Genomic DNA, 17,356 nt, shown 5'->3' with positions numbered 1-17,356 from the left:
TTTTTCAGAATAGTTTTTTGTTAAGTTTCTTTCAATTACTTCAACTTTCCAAACTTGCCTTGTTCAAAATCTTGGAAGGCTTGCACGAGTTCGGCTCGGGTGTTCATCACAAACGGACCATAAGCCGCAATGGGTTCGGCAATCGGTTCTCCGCTAAGCACTAATAGCAAGGCATCAGAAGTGGCTTCCACAGTGAAATTTTCACCATCGTTTTTGAATAACACAAAATGGTCGGCTGCAATTTCTTCCTTCTCGTTTACGCGGATGCTTCCCTCCACCGTTACCAAAGTTGTGGTGTAATTTTGTGGGAAAGAAAGCGTGGTTTTTGCTCCTTTTTGCAAACGCACATTGTACATATGGATAGGACTAAAAGTAGAAGCCGCACCTTTCACGCCGTTGTATTCCCCAGCAATGATTGCTACTTCGCCCTCGGCTATCGGAACTTTGGGAATATCCGCATTTTTTATCGCCTGATACTTAGGCGGAGTGGTTTTGTACTTTGCCGGAAGATTCACCCACAACTGCATCATATGGAAAAGTCCGCCCGATTTGCTCCACTCGGTTTCGTGAAATTCTTTATGTAGAATACCATTTCCGGCGGTCATCCATTGTACATCGCCTTCTCCGATTACTCCGCCTCCACCCGCACTATCGGCGTGTTCCACCTTGCCTTTGTAGGCGATGGTTACGGTTTCAAAACCCTTATGCGGGTGTACATCTACGCCCTTCGGAATTTCGCTGGGCGGAAAAACATAAGGTGAGTTATAATCCATCATAATAAACGGATCCATACGCTCCATAGAAGAAGTTCCAGGAATGAAATTATGCACGCGAAATCCGTCCCCCACAAAATGCGGTGTTCCAGGACGAACGATTTTTTCTATTGTTTTTGTGTTCATAGTGTTCTTTTTTTAATTTGTTATTTATTGTTTTACAATGTGAAATATTAGCTATAAAACATTGATTTCATCATCTATTTTCATATTCGTACTTTTGTCTTGAAACAAAAGTACCAAAAATTCAAGACTATGGATACTTCTCTAAAAATCAAATCATTTCACTGAAAATCTCCAAACTCGTTAACGCTCAAACAGTGGATATTTTCTACGCTCCATTCATTGATTTTCTTAACGCTTCGTCTCCAATGTCAATGGAATATTGGAAAAGTCATCATTATAATATATCAACGCAAAAAGTATTTTCATTACTCGTTTTTCTTAAAAATATTGGTTTTATCCAAGTTCAGAAAAGGATTATTCAAATTGGGATTATCTTCAAAAGTATAATTCGACATTCTTCTTCTAAATAATTCATTACGAAGATTGATGACTACTTTTTCCAAATCTGCCATATTTTTGAAATCTGTTTCTTCAAATATAATCTCAGAATCTAAAATTCCTGCGATTTTCTTTATTTTGAGAATTTCTTGTTCTTCAATAGTTGCATCTGCCAATATTGCTCCCACAGCAAAGAGATTCAATTTTTCAATGGCTTGTTCGGCATTATTCGCAAATTCAAACACAACTGAAGTATATACTTTTGCCAACTCTCTGATGAAAGTTTCTTCTTTAGAAACAATCAAAACAACATTTTTTTTCATTGTTTAATCTCCTTTTATTTTTCTGATACAAAGATACGACTATATGCAATACATTTTTCAGTAATAGAACATTATCAAGTTAATATAATTTTATATAGTAATTGATTTCTAGATGTTTATTTTGAAAAATGTAGATATTCAATATTTTTCTATTTGCCAATATTGTCTATTTTTGCAATCTAAAAAACTTTTGATGAAAGAAAACAACGAAAATAAATACACGGAAATACAATCGGTTTTAGATGCGATTGAAGTTATTGGCGGGAAGTGGAAATTTCCTATTATTTACAGCCTCTGCGACCATACCAAGCGGTTTAAAGAATTGGAAAACGAACTAAAAGGTATTTCACCCAAAGCTCTTTCCAACGCTTTGAAAGATTTGGAAATGAATGGACTAATACATCGCGAAGTGTTTCCCACCGTTCCCGTTACGGTAGAATACAGCCTTACGCCCTACGGCAAAGACCTAAAGCCTGTACTTTCTGCCCTACAAGAATGGGGCAAAAAACACCGTGAAAAAATCGTGGAATCTTGTAGGGAGGAATCGCAAACAGCATACATCCGCTCCGAAACAGAAAAATAGTACATATATGGAAAAAATAAAAATAAATCATTCAAACCACCCTTTTTATGCGTCTTTTAAAGAACTTTATACCACGAGTTTTCCTATTTTTGAACAAAGAACAGAACCTCAGCAAGAATACGCTTTCAGTTGCGAAAAATATCATCTGATAGGCTATTGTGACGAGGAAAATTTCGTAGGATTTATCGCGTATTGGGAGTTTGATAACTATTTGTATATCGAACACTTAGCCATAAATACAAGTTTGCGAGGCAAAGGCTATGGCAGTCAATTACTAAACGATTTTATCAGTTCGACTTCCAAAATTGTGCTATTGGAAATTGACCCTGTGATTGATGAAATTTCCGAAGCACGATTGCGATTTTACAAAAAGTGTGGTTTTTACAGTAATCCCTATTTGCATAGTCATCCTGCCTACCGAGCTGATTATCCGCCTCATAGGCTTATTGTACTCACCACCCAACGACCAATCACAGCAACAGAATACGAACAGTTTTCACACGATTTGAATTCCGTTGTGATGAAATTTCTGTAGTATTTCAACTTAAAAAATTTAGATTTATAATATTTCATCAATATTCGCATACAAAAAATGAACATTTCTTTATTTGCAAGCTTTTATCAGCCTTCGCAGCTTACTACTGAAGAGATGGAAATTCTTGCCGAAAAACACCAATATTGGGAAGTTCCTAAGGGGACCATCATCTTAAAACAAGGCGAAATCTCCAATGAAAATTATATCATCGAAAAGGGCGTAATGCGTTCCTACACCTTTGATTCGGACAACAAGGAAATCACCACCCGACTTTTCTTCGAAAATGAATTAGCCATAGAAACACTTTCCTTTTTTGGGAGAATGCCCTCGCCCGAGTTTTTGGAAACGGTTACCGATTGTAAAATCTGGCGTTTCCACTGGGATACGGTGCAAGAACTTTACCATACAATGCCCTCCTTTCGTGAATGGGGACGCTACTGGATGACACGCGAATTATTTCTCTCCGAAACCCGAATGCTTGATTTTAAAACCCTTAGTGCCGAACAACGCTACCAAAAACTCATACACGAAAAACCCAAAACCCTACACGAAGTACCTCTGAAATACATCGCCAGTTTCTTAGGCATCACCGATTCTACTTTGAGTCGAATTAGGAAATTGAAGTGATTTTTTGCCCTATGTCAAGTGATAAATCAGAAAAACCTTCATAGTTTTGCCTCATTAACTTAAAATCATCTAAAAATGAGACACTTATTAAAAAATACTTGGATTTTTGTCCTATTGGCAATTGTTTTCGTAGGTTGTTCCAAAAGTGAAGGCTCGGACGACGGGAGTTATTTTATAAAAATGCGGGTAGATGAAAGAGCCGTGGTTTGCAAACCTATCAACGCGTATTTCATCAAATATAGGGCAACCGTAGGCAATGAAGAGAAAGATTTAGTGCATATTACATTTTCCTGTCCAGCAAATAATGATCCTTTGGAGACCGTCACTGCAAGTATGACCGATTTTAAAGGGCTCGGAACTTACAATCTGAATCCAGAAAACCCTCAAAATTCGGCTCAATACGCCAAAAATGTTACCATTGCCGATGAAGTGTGCGGTGCTGTGGAAGGGGAAATCACAGTTACGGGAGTTACCGAGGCTAGTATAACAGGTACTTTTAAGTTTACAGGAGTGAATCATACGAATTCAAAAAGTGTAAAAATTACTGACGGAAGTTTTTATCTTCCTTTGAAGAAATCTTAATTTTATCAAAGCAAAAGGACAGAATTTAATTTTATTCTGCTCTTCTTTGAATCAAACAAAAACAGAATGAAAAAATATATTTTTCTGATTTTATGTATTTTACCTTCGTACATTCTGGCACAAAAGCAGGTTTTCCCAAAAGAAAAATTTGACGCAAAAGATGCAGAAAACAAATTAGCGTACGGCAACAGTACCATAAAAGGGGTTGCCGTTACCAGAGAATACGCTCACGCACGAGGCATCAAGGAATTTACAGGGGAGAAACACCTCGCTCCGAAGGGTACTGTGGTGATGCTTTTTCCTGTAACAGATTATTTTAAAGCCTATTATAAACTTAGAAATAAATACAAAGAAAGTATCAAATATGTAGCGGCAATTTCGGCGGAGGCGTTCAGTTATCGTATCGAAACCCAAGTGGGCGACAATGGTGAATTTGTTTTTGAGAAAATGAAACCAGGCAAATATTACATCGAAACCACAAGTTTTCAGTATGGCGGAACAGCAGTGGGGCATCGTGAAATTGGCAGAACACACTACTGGAACGGCTTAGGGCATTACAAAGGTTACGACCCCATTTACGAAAAATACAATTATAACTATACAGGAATTGCCGTAGAAAATGCTTTTGTAGAAATCAAAAAAGACGGAGAAATTAAAAAAATCAAACTTTAAAATTTTAATTATGAATAAATTAAAAAGTAAAATAGCTTCTACCATTGTAGTTTTTATGCTTTTGATGGGGTACAATGCAAACGCTCAAAAAAGAACCTTTCAAAGGGTGAAAGCCGGATACAGCCACGGAATGCCGAAACTGAGTTTAGACAAATTAGGTGAATTGGAAGCCAAAGGTTCGCACGGTTTTTATGCCAATTATTCACTTGAAATCCGATTTGCGGAGCGTTTCGCCTATTTTATGGACCTTTCATACGAACAAATACACTCGGAATTTACACCTACCCTACCCACTGCTTCCGTCAAAAATACCAACGGAAGTCTCAATGTAGCTTTGGGACTAAAATTTTATCCGATATACAATTTGGGAATATATGCTGGAGGCTTCGGTGGATTTAATCTTGTCAATAACATAGCTATTTCGTCCGACACGATAAAAAAAGACGAAATAAATGATTTGGAAGAGGCTTTTGATAAGAGTTTAAAGAGTGGTTACGGCTTGCGTTTTGGGGCGGATTATCGCTTTGTAGATAACTGGTTTGTAGAGGTTTCGTATAGCTGGGGCAACAATCAAGAAATTAAACAAGCCAGAACACTCAAAGAGATAGGTAACTACCGTCTAAGCTACATCAGTGCTGGAATTGGATATCGCTTTTAGGAAACCAAAATTTATTTTTTGCTCTATGTCAAGTGATAAACTCAAAGAAGTCCATACCTTTGGTGTAGTAATCTTGTAAATTACAAATACTGTTAAAAAGAAAAGACGCCGTGGGGGCGTCTGTGGAGGTGGAGTTGTATTGGATGTTTTTGGGGACTTAAGATTTATTATCAATTCATCTGTAATAGCTTAGAAACATCTTCGGCGTGGATACGGCAATAGTACATTACATAAGCAATGTAAGGAACAAAAAGCAAAATACTCCACAACAAACCTTTGGCAAAGGCTTGGTAATTTGCGTTTTTCACAAAAAGATAAATCACCCATAAGATATTCAAAGTCATCACGATATGCGACATTTGAGCAAAAATATTGGCTCCGCTCCAACCAAAAGTAAACATTCCCATCGTTCCGAAATAATACATCGGCAAGAGGGCAAGAGGCAACAAAACTGCTTTTTTCTTCCATATAAACAGCAGAAAACAAAGCAAATATACCAAACTTGAAGGCGAACAAGCGTTCAGCATCGCCCATTGTAACAGGCTTACTTTCAGCTGTGCAAAGAAATACCACGAGCCACTGAATGTCAGCAATAACAGTAAAAAAGCCAACACCATTCCGATTGTTTTTTCTGTTTTTGTAAGTGTCATAGCTAATTATTTTATGGGTAAATAGATTTCGGTTTTAAGTTTTTCAGGCGGTGTTTTTCGGGCATCGTTCAAATATTTTTCAAAAGGAACAATACTGCGAAGTTCGTAACCGCTTTCGGGCAACCATTTTCCGAAAATTGTGTCGTACACTTTCCCTAAATTGTCGTATGCACCCTGATAGTGAAAAACGGCGTATTTGCCTCCCTCAATTTCTTTCACCCCAACCTCGCCCTGAGGCTTGGCAGGTTTGTGAATCGCCAAACAGATGTCTGACCGCTGTTTGTCTCCCTCCGTAATTTTAGGGTCATCGTGCGAGATGCAAATATGTTCAATACCTGCCGTAAAGAGCTTATTTTCCTTAACGAAAGCCCAAAGTTTGGCGTAAGTATCGCCGTAATTGAGTGTTCCGTAAGTTCCTGTAAGGGCAATATAAACAACTTTTTTCGGCTCTAAATCAATGATTTTTGGAGCTTTCAGTTTGATTTCCGCAATAAATTCTTCTTTTCTCATAATATATACTGTTTTATTGTTTCTGTATTCGGTAGGACTTACGCCGTAAAACTTTTTAAAGGATTTGGATAAAGACGAAAGCATCTCATAGCCAACTCTTTCCGAAATCTGCTCAACCGACAGATTAGAATATCGGAGCAAAATCGCCGAAGCCTCTACCCGCAGACGCGTAATGTAAGCACCAACAGATTCATTTACAAAGGCTTTGAAAATGCGATGGAAATGAAACTCTGAAAAATTAGCAATTTCGGCAAGGGTTTTCAGTTCTATTTTTTCATCTAAATGAGTGCCGATGTATTCGAGAACTCGGTTGATACGCTCGTGATAGTCCGCTTGTGTAGATTTTGTATTCATCAGTATTGTGTCTTTTAAATTTCTGAAACAAAGGTAATAAGGTTTAAAAGAATTTTGTTTTTCCTATCTTGCGAAATTGTTTTTTGAAAAGATTTTTTTTATCTCTGTTGCAAAAGAAATTTTGTAAAGTTTATAAACGTGTCGGAAAATTATAAAAAATAAGGGCGAAAAAATTTTCGCCCCTACTATTGCCTAATCCCTATTTTCTATTCCCTACTTACTCAAATACATTTTCCTTCTTGCATAGAGTTCATAGAATTGGTAGTCTTTGAGGTCGTCTGTGAAAATAGGTCTATGTGTGGTAAAAGTTTCACCCTTCAAAAATAATCATCCAAGAGATACCGAACTTATCTTTGAAATCTCCGAAATAGCCAAAAAACTGCTCTTCCATAGGCATTTCTATTTCGCCTCCTTCGGAAAGTGCGTGGAAAAGACGGTCGGCTTCGGCTTTGCTATCTACGGAAATACTCACATAGTTGTGATTGCCCGTAACAAGTTTTTGCCCAAGCGATTCGAAAATGTCCGAACCCATTAGTTTATCGTTTTCGCCTATGGGAAGCTCAATGTACATCACGCGGTTTTTCTCATTTTCAGCCACTTCCATCGGAGTTTCATCAGAACGAACCACCATTGTAAAATCGCCCCCGAAAGCCTTTTTGTAAAAATTAAACGCCTCTTCGCAATTCCCATTAAAATTCAAATACGGATTGATTCTTGTTGCCATTTTTTTATCGTTTTAATTATTAAGAGCAAAAATAAGCAGTTAGAACGAAAAAAATCTTGCCATAAGGCAAGATTTAATATATTTTCAAAAGTAAATTCTATTGAAAATAGGACTCTACAGAATCAAAATTAACAATATCATTATCATAATTAGAGTCAATAATCAATCTACATTTTCTATATAGTTCTTTGGAAAATATTCTCAGAGGAATATTAGGTCTAGCTTCTTCTGGGGTAAAAGCGGGATTGATGTAAATGATGTCACTATGACTTGGATTTCCTTCATCCGTTTCATCAATAATATTTCTATTAATCAAATAGTTTCCCTCATTATCTAGAGGGGTAAATTCCAAAATAGATTCAAATTGAGATCTAATTTTTCTAAACTCATTACAAGCCAATAAATAATCTTCCTTCTTAAAAAGCACAAAGCCTACAAATATTTTATTATTAATCGACTTTGCTTTATTTTTGCAAAATTCAAAATTTGAATATCCAATCCGCTGTAATGAGATTCCTACTAAACGTGTATCCAAAAAAACATCTCCATCTATTATTTTATCGGGAAGTATATTTTTCTTTTTAAAATTATCTTGGAAAACGAAACGCAATAATATTTCAGAATCATCAATATGTTGAGGTACAAGCATTTATTCTAATTATAAAATTTCACAAATTCTTTACTCAACTTTCCAAAAATTTTATTTCTTTCGTTCCTTTCTTCAGGGATAAATACTTCTTCTTCGATTATCAAATAATCACCATCCTTCTCACCAAAATATCCAAAAGAATCTTCCCCTATTTCAATAGTAAAATTAGAACTCTTTGTTTCGTACTCTAAAATAGCTGTTCCATATGAGGATTCGTAGATATTGTCTACATCAAAATTGATTAAAAATAACTCAGGTAAATTATGAATAATATCCAATGCGTTTCTTTTTACAATTTTATTTGATATTTCTAATTCTTTTATTATCTGTTGTTGCTTAACCTGACTAGAACTATTTTTTAAAAAATAGGTTTTTACAAAGGGCTCTGATTTTTTATACAAACACTCAACATTGGCAGGTGTACTACTCACATAAGACTCCAAAAAACTTTGTTTCTTTGCATCTGAAGACAAAGAAGATACTATTAGAGTTGTTGCGGCAATTAGCATAATTGAATATTTTTAATGTAAATTGATATTTTTTTTAATTTCTGAAGTAAAAATCTTGTCCAACAATTCTATATTTTTCGAATGTGCTTCATTAAATAACTCTTCTAAAAAAGACTTGTCATATCCTTTAAAATCTTCTAATTTAATGGCATATATATGATTAATAATAACTCTTTTAACATCATTATTAAACAAAATTTCTGTTTTTTCTTCCCTAAATTTTTCTTTGGGATTGTGTTCCGACTGCGAAATTATAACCAAAGTCCCATTATGTGATTGAATAAAATTAGAATTCATTAACTCAGCATCTTGATTAAAAATCGAAGACACAGGAATTTTTTCATCTGATTGCCAAATAAATTCATCTATATAATTTAATGACATTGCCTCTACATAAAAAGGATAAACATTTGCTAATGAATCAATATTTCTAAAAAATCTTTCTTTGAAATTCATCCAATTAGTATAATCTCTTGTTTCAAAACTTATTTGAGATTTACTTTTATCATTTATATTTTCAATCTTAAGCACATTAACGCTACTTCCAATTTCATTGAATTCTTCAAACACAAAACCAAAAATTTCATCACTTGATATATGCAAGCCATCATTGTGCAGATTAATGGTCTTTGAAGAAATCAACCCTTTTTTTTGATACTCTGATAATGCTTTTTTTTGATTAATTTTATCAAACACATCTTCAGGTTTAATCAGCGATTGAGGCAAAAAAATATTCGCACTTACTCTACTAATTGAGTGGTTTCCAGCAACAGGTATAAACATTTATGTCTAAAATAATTTACTTTAAGCGACAAATGTAAAGAAAAAAAATGTATTTACAATATATTTTAAAAAAATAATATTATAGTCAAATCTCCTTTCGGATTCTACTCAGCGAAGTATCGGTAATTCCCAGATAGGTGGCGATGTGCTTTAATGCCACATTTTGAAGTACTTGTGGTTTTTCTTTGAGGAACTGCAAATAACGGTCTTTGGCAGGAAGCGTAATCATTTCGAGGAAACGGCGTTGGGTTTGGAAGAGTTTTTCGGTCATAAAAAGTCGCCCCCACTCGGAAAAACCTGCGATGGAATGGTACAAAACTTGGAAATCGGCAAAGGAAACTTCCCACGCCGTGCAGTCGGTCAGGGCAACGATGTTTTCTAAACTTGGCTCTTGTTTAAAAAGCGATAATTCATTGATAACGAACTCCTGCTCACAGAAAAAACCCGTAGTGATGTCGTTTCCATCATAATCATACACAAAACTCCGAGCAATGCCAATTTGCAAAGCAAAATAACTTTTGGAAATTTCGCCTTTTTGTAAAATAAAATCTCCTTTCTTGAAACTCACCTGCCGATGTACTGCCTTGATTTGTTCAAGTTGAACAGTCGAAATCAGCGGATGGGCGTAAAGTGTGGAAAAATCAAAGGTGGTTTGCATTTTGTGTTCGGTATTTTACGGTTTAGATATTAAAAATGATTCATTGGGCAGTCCTTGCACAAAGATACATTTCTCTTTATTATTCACAAAATAAAATCTTTATAGGAAAACAAAACGACCTTTTCACTGTAGTGAATTGCTTCGCCATAAAACTTTTCTACTTTCGGACATTTGCCCTCTTAAAAAGTTGTCTTTGTGAGTTGAGTGTGCCTAACAAAAAAACAATTATTTTTCATTATTGCTTAAAATTTCTAAAAAAAGTATATCTTTGCCGTTGAGACTTTGGGGGTGTCCACCAATCAAGTGGGCTGAGATTTTACCCTTTGAACCTGATCTATATCATAATAGCGTAGGGAATAAGTGAAAAAAATATCTTCTTTTTTGAATATCTTTCATTAGGTATTTCAGAAAACATTTCCGGAGTTCAGCAATCTTTTATTTTTACCTAAAAAGAAAATCGGAAATGGAAATTACTATCAACAATCAATCGGTTTATTTTGAAAAACAACCTCTGTTGGAAGAATTGGTGCTTTCGTTTACCAGCGGAAAAACCAATGGTATCGCTGTTGCTCTCAACGGAAAAGTAGTCGCCAAAGAGCAATGGGCAGCTACGCTTGTAAACACTTCGGACAATGTGCTTATCATCACCGCAACACAAGGAGGATAGGTCGTCGCAATTTATTCAGAGTTAAAAAATAGATACAAATAATCAATTAAAACATCATACAAAAATGGAAATTACAACCACTCCTTTTCCCAGTTCAAAAAAGATTTATGTGGACGGAGAGCTACACCCGATAAAAGTGGCAATGCGTGAAATAACTCTTACGCCTACGCATCTTGCTAACGGAAATATAGAAGAAAACCCGCCAATTACGGTCTATGATACTTCAGGAGCTTATACCGACCCGAACATTACCATCGATGTACGCAAGGGATTACCTCGTTTGCGTGAGCAATGGATTTTAGACCGCGGTGATGTGGAAATTCTCGACGAGGTTTCTTCCGATTTTGGAAAAGAACGACTCAACGACCCTAAAACCCAACATCTTCGTTTTGAATACAATCACAAGCCTAAAGTTGCCAAAGAAGGTAAAAATGTAAGTCAGCTGTACTACGCCCGTCAGGGAATTATCACGCCCGAAATGGAATATGTTGCCATTCGCGAAAACCAACGCATCGAGCAGTTGCAAAACGCGCCTAAAGGACTTGCCAATCAGCATCCGGGGAACAGCTTCGGAGCCAATACGCCCGTGGGAAAAATTACGTCCGAGTTTGTTCGCTCTGAAATTGCTGCAGGTCGTGCTATTATTCCGTCAAACATCAACCATCCTGAATGCGAACCTATGATTATCGGACGCAATTTCTTGGTAAAAATCAATGCCAATATCGGAAACAGCATCGTAACTTCGAGCATCGAAGAAGAGGTAGAAAAAGCCGTATGGGCTTGTCGTTGGGGAGCGGATACCATTATGGATTTGTCCACAGGAAAAAACATACACGAAACCCGCGAATGGATAATCCGCAACTCGCCCGTGCCGATTGGTACAGTGCCTATTTATCAAGCACTTGAAAAAGTAAACGGAATTGCAGAAAATCTTACTTGGGAAATTTTTAGAGATACGCTTATCGAACAAGCCGAACAAGGAGTTTCGTACTTTACGATTCACGCAGGAGTTCGCCTCAAATACATTCACCTCACGGCAAAACGCGTTACGGGAATTGTATCACGCGGTGGGTCGATTATGGCGAAATGGTGCCTGTATCATCACAAAGAAAACTTCCTTTATACACATTTCGAGGAAATTTGCGAGATTATGAAAAAGTATGATGTGGCTTTCTCACTCGGAGACGGATTACGTCCAGGTGCTATTGCCGATGCCAACGATGAAGCACAATTCTCGGAACTTGAAACACTGGGTGAACTCACCAAAATTGCTTGGAAACACGACGTGCAGACCATCATCGAAGGGCCTGGACACATCCCGATGCACCTCATCAAAGAAAATATGGAGAAGCAACTCAAAGAGTGTGACGAAGCACCTTTCTACACCTTAGGTCCTTTGACTACGGATATTGCACCAGGTTACGACCATATCACTTCTGCCATTGGAGCGGCAATGATTGGTTGGTACGGTTGTGCGATGCTTTGTTATGTAACACCGAAAGAACATTTAGGATTGCCTAACAAAAAAGATGTAAAAGACGGAGTAATTACTTACAAACTTGCCGCCCACGCTGCCGACCTTGCCAAAGGACATCCAGGGGCACAATACCGCGACAATGTGCTGAGTAAAGCCCGTTTTGAGTTCCGTTGGGTAGACCAGTTCAACTTGGCACTTGACCCCGATACGGCACGCGAATTTCACGACGAAACCCTCCCAGCCGAAGGAGCAAAAATCGCTCATTTCTGCTCAATGTGTGGCCCGAAATTCTGCTCAATGAAAATTACACAGGAAATCCGCGATGTAGCCGAAAAAGGTATGAAAGATATGTCCAAAGAATTTATCAAAGCAGGAAAAGAAATTTATTCGTAAAACGGAATGGAATCTCTAAAAAGCATCATTATTTCTCCTGAAAAAGCCTATCCCGATGAAACCTATTGGGTGAATGGTCTTTTGAACGAAGGATTGAACTATTTTCACATCCGAAAACCGCAGTTCACGGAAAAAATGATGCTTGACTACATTGAAGCGATAGATAAAACGCACCGAAGTAGATTGGTTTTACATTCTTTTCATCACTTGGCGGAAAAATTGGGCATTCAGAGGCTTCACTTTTCCGAAAACGACCGAAAAAACAAAGCCTACGAAAGGTACAAAAAACACCTTTTGCTCTCTACTTCGGTGCATTCGATAGATGCATTTAACCTGTTGGCTGATACTTGGCAATACGCCTTTTTAAGTCCTGTTTTTGCGAGTATTTCCAAAAAAGGTTACGGCATTAAGCAAAATGTTTTTGAAGAATTAAAAAGGCGAACCAATACTGCTGTGGAGCTTATTGCCTTGGGGGGAATTTCTGCCGAAAACTTACATCGTTTGGCAAATGAATCCATTGATGGAATAGCACTTTTAGGCTTTGTGTGGCAAAGAAACAGTCCAGTGAAAAATTATCAATTATGCAAACAGACCGACCTTTTGTAATGAGCATTGCAGGCTTTGACCCTTCGGGAGGTGCGGGCGTGCTTGCCGATATCAAAACCTTTGAACGACTTTCCGTACAAGGGCTGTCGGTGCTTACTGCGCTTACTTTACAAACCGAAGATACTTTCCGAAAATTGCAATGGCTCCCAATAGCGGAAGTGGTAGAAGCGGTTGAAACCTTGCTCGACCGTTACGCGGTTCGGTGCGTAAAAATAGGCATCGTACCCAATATCGTTTTTTTGTCGGAAATTGTGAAAACCATTCGCAACAAAGATAAAAACTTGCCCATTGTGTGGGATACTGTACTCAAAAGCAGTTCGGGAGGTACTTTCTTTTCCATAGAAAATCTGTCATTACTTGGTGAAACGCTTTCAGAAATCAATCTGATAACGCCCAATCAACCTGAATTTGAATTTTTGTCGGAAATGGGGGTACTCAACAATTTGCAAACGGCGATTTATCAAAAAGGCGGACACAGAGCCGAAAAGGGAGAAGATATTTTGCACATTGGTAAGCAGAAAATAAAACTTTTGCCAACCCAAACCGATTGCCCACCCAAACACGGCTCGGGTTGTGTGTTGTCAAGTGCCATTGCGGGGCATTGGGCAAAAGGCTACGATTTGGAAAACGCCTGCCGACACGCTAAACAATTCATTGAAAAGTTTTTAAATAGTCATTCTTCTCTTTTGGGAAATTACAATTTTTAAATATGCAACATACCTATTATATATCACAAGGAAAAACTGCCGAAGAACAACTCGCAAATATTCAAAAAGTACTTGATTGCGGTGGAAAGCTCATCCAATTGCGGTGGAAAACAACCGACCCAATCGCACTTTTGGAATTGGCTGTCGAGGTAAAAAACCGTTGCCAAAAGCACAACGCACTGCTCATCATCAACGACAACCCAGACGTTGCCCAAAAGGTAGATGCAGACGGAGTGCATTTAGGTTTGCAGGACAGTTCAGTGGCTTCGGCTCGGACTTTGTTGGGAACAAAAAAAATCATCGGAGGGACGGCAAATACTCTCCAAGATGTACTCCAACGCATTGCGGAAGGTTGTGATTACATTGGCTTAGGGCCTTTTCGGTTTACAACTACCAAAGAGAAATTAAGTCCGATTTTGGGGGTTGAGGGTTTTCAAAAAATCCTTCATCACTTGAAAAAAAATAATCTATCATCTCCTCCCATTTATGCCATCGGAGGTATTGAATTAGGAGATATTTCTCTATTGAAAAAGTGCGGACTTTACGGCGTAGCTATCTCGGGATTGCTTACGGAAAAACCAGAACTTTTAAAACAAATAGAATCAACTTTTACAGAAAATGAAAATAGCAGATAAAGAATTTCAATCACGATTATTTCTCGGAACAGGCAAATTCGGCTCACTCGATTTAATGTCCGAAAGTGTAAAAGCCTCGGGGAGTGAATTGGTAACAATGGCATTAAAACGTGTAGATTACCAAAACCAAAGCGACGATTTGCTCAAACACTTGCAGTTGCCTGGCGTAAATTTATTACCTAACACATCGGGAGCAAGGAATGCCAAAGAAGCCGTATTGGTGGCTCAACTCGCCCGTGAAGCCTTGCAAACCAACTGGGTAAAGTTGGAAATCCATCCCGACCCGCGCTACCTTTTGCCCGATCCTATCGAAACGCTCAAAGCTACGGAAGAACTTGCCAAATTAGGCTTTGTGGTCTTGCCTTACATTCACGCCGATCCTGTGTTGTGCAAACGCTTGGAGGAAGTGGGTACTGCCGCCGTGATGCCTTTGGGTTCACCAATCGGGACGAACAAAGGACTGAAAACGATTGACTTTCTGGAAATCATCATCGAGCAATCCAATGTGCCAGTGGTGGTTGATGCGGGTATCGGAGCCCCCTCTGATGCTGCCAAAGCAATGGAGCTCGGAGCAGATGCTGTACTGGTAAATACCGCCATTGCCGTAGCACAAAACCCCGTACAAATGGCTATCGCCTTCAAAGAAGCGGTAATCGCCGGCAGACGTGCTTACGAAAGCGGACTGGGAAGCACACAAAAACACGCCGAAGCATCCAGCCCTTTGACGGGATTCCTAATGTAACAAAAATCTGAAAAGGCAAAACTATTCTGAAATCGTATTTCTAAAAATAACATCCAAAAGAAATAAACCAAAACAACAATGTCTTTCATCGAATTATTTGAAACCTATTCTTGGGACAATATAAAAGAACGAATCTACAATACCACCGCCGAGGATGTACGCTTCACACTTGTCAAAAAGAAACATACCGTGGAGGACTTCCTGATACTTGTTTCACCTGCGGCAGCTCCTTTTCTGGAAGAAATGGCACAGCTTACCCAACGGCTTACCCAACAGCGTTTCGGGAAAACCATTCAGCTTTATGCACCACTTTACGTAAGCAATGAGTGCAACAACATCTGTACCTACTGCGGATTTAGTTTTGACAATAAAATACGACGCCGAACTCTCACTGATGCCGAACTACTTCAGGAAGCAGAAGTACTAAAAAAAATGGAAGTCGAACACGTACTTTTAGTAAGTGGCGAGGCAAATCATATTGTAGGGCAGGCGTATTTTCTCAACGCCCTCAAAGTGTTGAAACCTCACTTTGCTAATATTTCCATCGAAGTGCAACCTCTTTCTGCCGAGCAATATACCGAGTTGCAACAAGCCGGTACGTACGCCGTAATGGTCTATCAGGAAACTTACCACAAAGAAGTGTATAAAACCTACCACCCAAAAGGAAAAAAATCGAATTTCAACTACCGATTGGATACCCCCGACCGCATCGGGCAGGCAAATATTCATAAAATAGGATTAGGCGTTCTGCTGGGATTGGAAGATTGGCGTATAGACAGTTTTTTCACCGCACTACACATTGATTATCTTCAAAAAAAATACTGGAAAAGCAAATATTCCGTATCTTTTCCTCGATTGCGACCGGCACAAGGCATCATAGAACCGAATTTCGTGATGAACGACCGCGATTTGTTGCAACTTATCTGTGCATATCGCATTTGGAACTTCGATTTGGAAATATCCATCTCTACTCGTGAAAGTGCCGTCTTCCGAAATAATGTCATCGGCATTGGGGCGACTTCTATGAGTGCCGGCTCGAAAACCAATCCGGGCGGATACACCACCGACGAAGAATCATTGGAACAATTTGAAATCAACGACGAACGCCCAATGGAAGTTTTCCGAGAAATCATCAAACAAAAAGGCTACGACCCTGTAATGAAAGATTGGGACAAAAGTTTTTCAGTTTAATTTACAATCGCATACAAAAACAAAAGCATTCATCCTGAGAAAAATAACAAACCACGAGACAAAAAAACGCAGATGAACGACAAACTTTTCAATAGATACAGCCGTCAGATTTTTATGGAAGAAATCGGGACGGAAGGACAACGAAAACTGGGCAACACAAGGGTTTTAGTAATCGGAGCCGGAGGATTAGGAAGTCCCGTTTTGCAATATCTGGTGGCTGCAGGCGTTGGAAAAATTGCAGTTGCCGATTTTGACACACTCGAACTACATAACCTAAACCGACAAATCATCCACACCGAAAAAAACATCGGCAAAAAAAAGGTGGAAAGTGCTTCGGAGTTTATACACAATTTCAATCCGCATATTGATTTCAATCCGCTTGATTTGTACATCAATGAACAAACCGCAGATGAGCTTGTACCCCAATATGATATCGTGGTTGACGGGTCGGACAACTTTGCTACGCGTTACCTCGTAAACGATGCCTGTGTACAGCACGACAAACCGCTGGTATATGGCAGTGTATTTTCGTTTGAAGGGCAGGTTGCGGTTTTTAACTACCAAGGAAGCAAGCAACTCCGCGACCTTTTCCCCACACAACCCGATAACGCCCAAACTTGCGACAAATTTGGCGTGTTGGGAGCTTTGACAGGAATTGTAGGCAGCCTTATGGCGATGCAAGTACTGAAAATAAGTCTGCAACTACCCGTACAAACCAATCAACTACTGCTTATAGATGCAATGAATTTCAGATTTACAACGGTGGATTTTTAAGCAGAACTTTATTTTCTCTTCATAAAAGCGTTATAACGCGATGTTTTTCAACGATATTTCCTTCCTTACC

23 protein-coding genes and 1 riboswitch are annotated in these 17,356 nt (G+C 38.4%); of the genes, 14 read left to right on the top strand and 9 right to left on the bottom strand.

What is annotated here, in order from left to right; all coding sequences use genetic code 11:
- Positions 1 to 35 precede the first annotated feature (35 nt).
- Positions 36 to 899, bottom strand: a complete 864-nt coding sequence (locus CGC58_RS09970) for a pirin family protein (RefSeq protein WP_095896571.1) — start codon at positions 897 to 899, stop codon at positions 36 to 38.
- A gap of 305 nt (positions 900 to 1,204) precedes the next feature.
- Positions 1,205 to 1,600: a hypothetical protein gene (locus CGC58_RS09960; protein ID WP_095896569.1), complete on the bottom strand. Its 396-nt coding sequence runs from the start codon at positions 1,598 to 1,600 to the stop codon at positions 1,205 to 1,207.
- 193 nt (positions 1,601 to 1,793) lie between these two features.
- On the opposite strand from CGC58_RS09960, the gene CGC58_RS09955 reads away from it, so the two are divergent.
- From CGC58_RS09955 to CGC58_RS09930, 6 genes are all read left to right on the top strand, one after another.
- Positions 1,794 to 2,183, top strand: coding sequence for a winged helix-turn-helix transcriptional regulator (locus CGC58_RS09955; protein ID WP_095897199.1), 390 nt, complete (start codon positions 1,794 to 1,796; stop codon positions 2,181 to 2,183).
- A gap of 7 nt (positions 2,184 to 2,190) precedes the next feature.
- The gene (locus CGC58_RS09950) at positions 2,191 to 2,718 is read left to right on the top strand and encodes a GNAT family N-acetyltransferase (RefSeq protein WP_095896568.1); all 528 of its coding nucleotides are present in this window, start codon (positions 2,191 to 2,193) and stop codon (positions 2,716 to 2,718) included.
- A gap of 57 nt (positions 2,719 to 2,775) precedes the next feature.
- Positions 2,776 to 3,345, top strand: coding sequence for a Crp/Fnr family transcriptional regulator (locus CGC58_RS09945; RefSeq protein ID WP_095896567.1), 570 nt, complete (start codon positions 2,776 to 2,778; stop codon positions 3,343 to 3,345).
- A gap of 75 nt (positions 3,346 to 3,420) precedes the next feature.
- Positions 3,421 to 3,927 carry a DUF6252 family protein gene (locus tag CGC58_RS09940; protein ID WP_095896566.1) on the top strand — a complete coding sequence of 169 codons (507 nt, stop codon included), beginning with the start codon at positions 3,421 to 3,423 and terminating at the stop codon, positions 3,925 to 3,927.
- 66 nt (positions 3,928 to 3,993) lie between these two features.
- Entirely contained in the window at positions 3,994 to 4,599 is a 606-nt protein-coding gene (locus CGC58_RS09935) for a hypothetical protein (RefSeq protein ID WP_095896565.1), read from the top strand.
- 10 nt (positions 4,600 to 4,609) lie between these two features.
- Positions 4,610 to 5,257: an outer membrane beta-barrel protein gene (locus CGC58_RS09930; protein WP_095896564.1), complete on the top strand. Its 648-nt coding sequence runs from the start codon at positions 4,610 to 4,612 to the stop codon at positions 5,255 to 5,257.
- Positions 5,258 to 5,427: 170 nt separating this feature from the next.
- Here CGC58_RS09930 and CGC58_RS09925 read toward each other — a convergent pair whose 3' ends face one another.
- The 7 genes from CGC58_RS09925 to CGC58_RS09895 form a co-directional block, all read right to left on the bottom strand.
- Positions 5,428 to 5,907, bottom strand: coding sequence for a hypothetical protein (locus CGC58_RS09925; protein ID WP_095896563.1), 480 nt, complete (start codon positions 5,905 to 5,907; stop codon positions 5,428 to 5,430).
- Between the two features lie 6 nt (positions 5,908 to 5,913).
- On the bottom strand, positions 5,914 to 6,771 hold the full coding sequence (locus CGC58_RS09920; RefSeq protein WP_095896546.1) for an AraC family transcriptional regulator: 858 nt from the start codon (positions 6,769 to 6,771) through the stop codon (positions 5,914 to 5,916).
- Positions 6,772 to 7,081: 310 nt separating this feature from the next.
- Positions 7,082 to 7,495, bottom strand: a complete 414-nt coding sequence (locus tag CGC58_RS09915; RefSeq protein WP_095896545.1) for a VOC family protein — start codon at positions 7,493 to 7,495, stop codon at positions 7,082 to 7,084.
- Positions 7,496 to 7,592: 97 nt separating this feature from the next.
- On the bottom strand, positions 7,593 to 8,144 hold the full coding sequence (locus CGC58_RS09910) for a hypothetical protein (RefSeq protein ID WP_095896562.1): 552 nt from the start codon (positions 8,142 to 8,144) through the stop codon (positions 7,593 to 7,595).
- A 5-nt stretch (positions 8,145 to 8,149) separates the two neighbouring features.
- Positions 8,150 to 8,653, bottom strand: coding sequence for a hypothetical protein (locus tag CGC58_RS09905; RefSeq protein WP_095896561.1), 504 nt, complete (start codon positions 8,651 to 8,653; stop codon positions 8,150 to 8,152).
- Positions 8,654 to 8,665: 12 nt separating this feature from the next.
- Complete coding sequence (locus CGC58_RS09900; RefSeq protein ID WP_095896560.1) at positions 8,666 to 9,436, bottom strand: TIGR04255 family protein; 771 nt, start codon at positions 9,434 to 9,436, stop codon at positions 8,666 to 8,668.
- Positions 9,437 to 9,521: 85 nt separating this feature from the next.
- On the bottom strand, positions 9,522 to 10,094 hold the full coding sequence (locus tag CGC58_RS09895) for a Crp/Fnr family transcriptional regulator (protein ID WP_095896559.1): 573 nt from the start codon (positions 10,092 to 10,094) through the stop codon (positions 9,522 to 9,524).
- 274 nt (positions 10,095 to 10,368) lie between these two features.
- Positions 10,369 to 10,468, top strand: a riboswitch (TPP riboswitch).
- An 89-nt stretch (positions 10,469 to 10,557) separates the two neighbouring features.
- Between CGC58_RS09895 and thiS the strand changes: the two genes are divergently transcribed.
- From thiS to CGC58_RS09855, 8 genes are all read left to right on the top strand, one after another.
- On the top strand, positions 10,558 to 10,761 hold the full coding sequence (gene thiS / locus CGC58_RS09890; RefSeq protein WP_095896558.1) for a sulfur carrier protein ThiS: 204 nt from the start codon (positions 10,558 to 10,560) through the stop codon (positions 10,759 to 10,761).
- A 64-nt stretch (positions 10,762 to 10,825) separates the two neighbouring features.
- On the top strand, positions 10,826 to 12,631 hold the full coding sequence (thiC, locus tag CGC58_RS09885) for a phosphomethylpyrimidine synthase ThiC (protein WP_095896557.1): 1,806 nt from the start codon (positions 10,826 to 10,828) through the stop codon (positions 12,629 to 12,631).
- Between the two features lie 6 nt (positions 12,632 to 12,637).
- On the top strand, positions 12,638 to 13,237 hold the full coding sequence (locus tag CGC58_RS09880) for a thiamine phosphate synthase (RefSeq protein WP_095896556.1): 600 nt from the start codon (positions 12,638 to 12,640) through the stop codon (positions 13,235 to 13,237).
- Positions 13,213 to 13,944, top strand: coding sequence for a hydroxymethylpyrimidine/phosphomethylpyrimidine kinase (locus CGC58_RS09875; protein WP_095896555.1), 732 nt, complete (start codon positions 13,213 to 13,215; stop codon positions 13,942 to 13,944). The genes CGC58_RS09880 and CGC58_RS09875 overlap by 25 nt, the downstream gene beginning before the upstream one ends.
- A 2-nt stretch (positions 13,945 to 13,946) precedes the next feature.
- On the top strand, positions 13,947 to 14,579 hold the full coding sequence (gene thiE, locus CGC58_RS09870; protein WP_095896554.1) for a thiamine phosphate synthase: 633 nt from the start codon (positions 13,947 to 13,949) through the stop codon (positions 14,577 to 14,579).
- The gene (locus CGC58_RS09865; RefSeq protein ID WP_095896553.1) at positions 14,563 to 15,321 is read left to right on the top strand and encodes a thiazole synthase; all 759 of its coding nucleotides are present in this window, start codon (positions 14,563 to 14,565) and stop codon (positions 15,319 to 15,321) included. Before thiE ends, CGC58_RS09865 begins: the two co-directional genes overlap by 17 nt.
- A 78-nt stretch (positions 15,322 to 15,399) precedes the next feature.
- Positions 15,400 to 16,512 carry a 2-iminoacetate synthase ThiH gene (gene thiH / locus CGC58_RS09860; RefSeq protein ID WP_095896552.1) on the top strand — a complete coding sequence of 371 codons (1,113 nt, stop codon included), beginning with the start codon at positions 15,400 to 15,402 and terminating at the stop codon, positions 16,510 to 16,512.
- 72 nt (positions 16,513 to 16,584) lie between these two features.
- Positions 16,585 to 17,286, top strand: a complete 702-nt coding sequence (locus tag CGC58_RS09855) for a HesA/MoeB/ThiF family protein (protein WP_095896551.1) — start codon at positions 16,585 to 16,587, stop codon at positions 17,284 to 17,286.
- The last annotated feature ends 70 nt before the right edge of the window (positions 17,287 to 17,356 follow it).

It is taken from the genome of Capnocytophaga stomatis, assembly GCF_002302635.1.
In the GTDB taxonomy this organism is placed as follows: domain Bacteria; phylum Bacteroidota; class Bacteroidia; order Flavobacteriales; family Flavobacteriaceae; genus Capnocytophaga; species Capnocytophaga stomatis.
The sequence above is the reverse complement of the archived record's forward strand: the minus strand, read 5'-3'. Positions and strand labels throughout refer to the sequence as shown.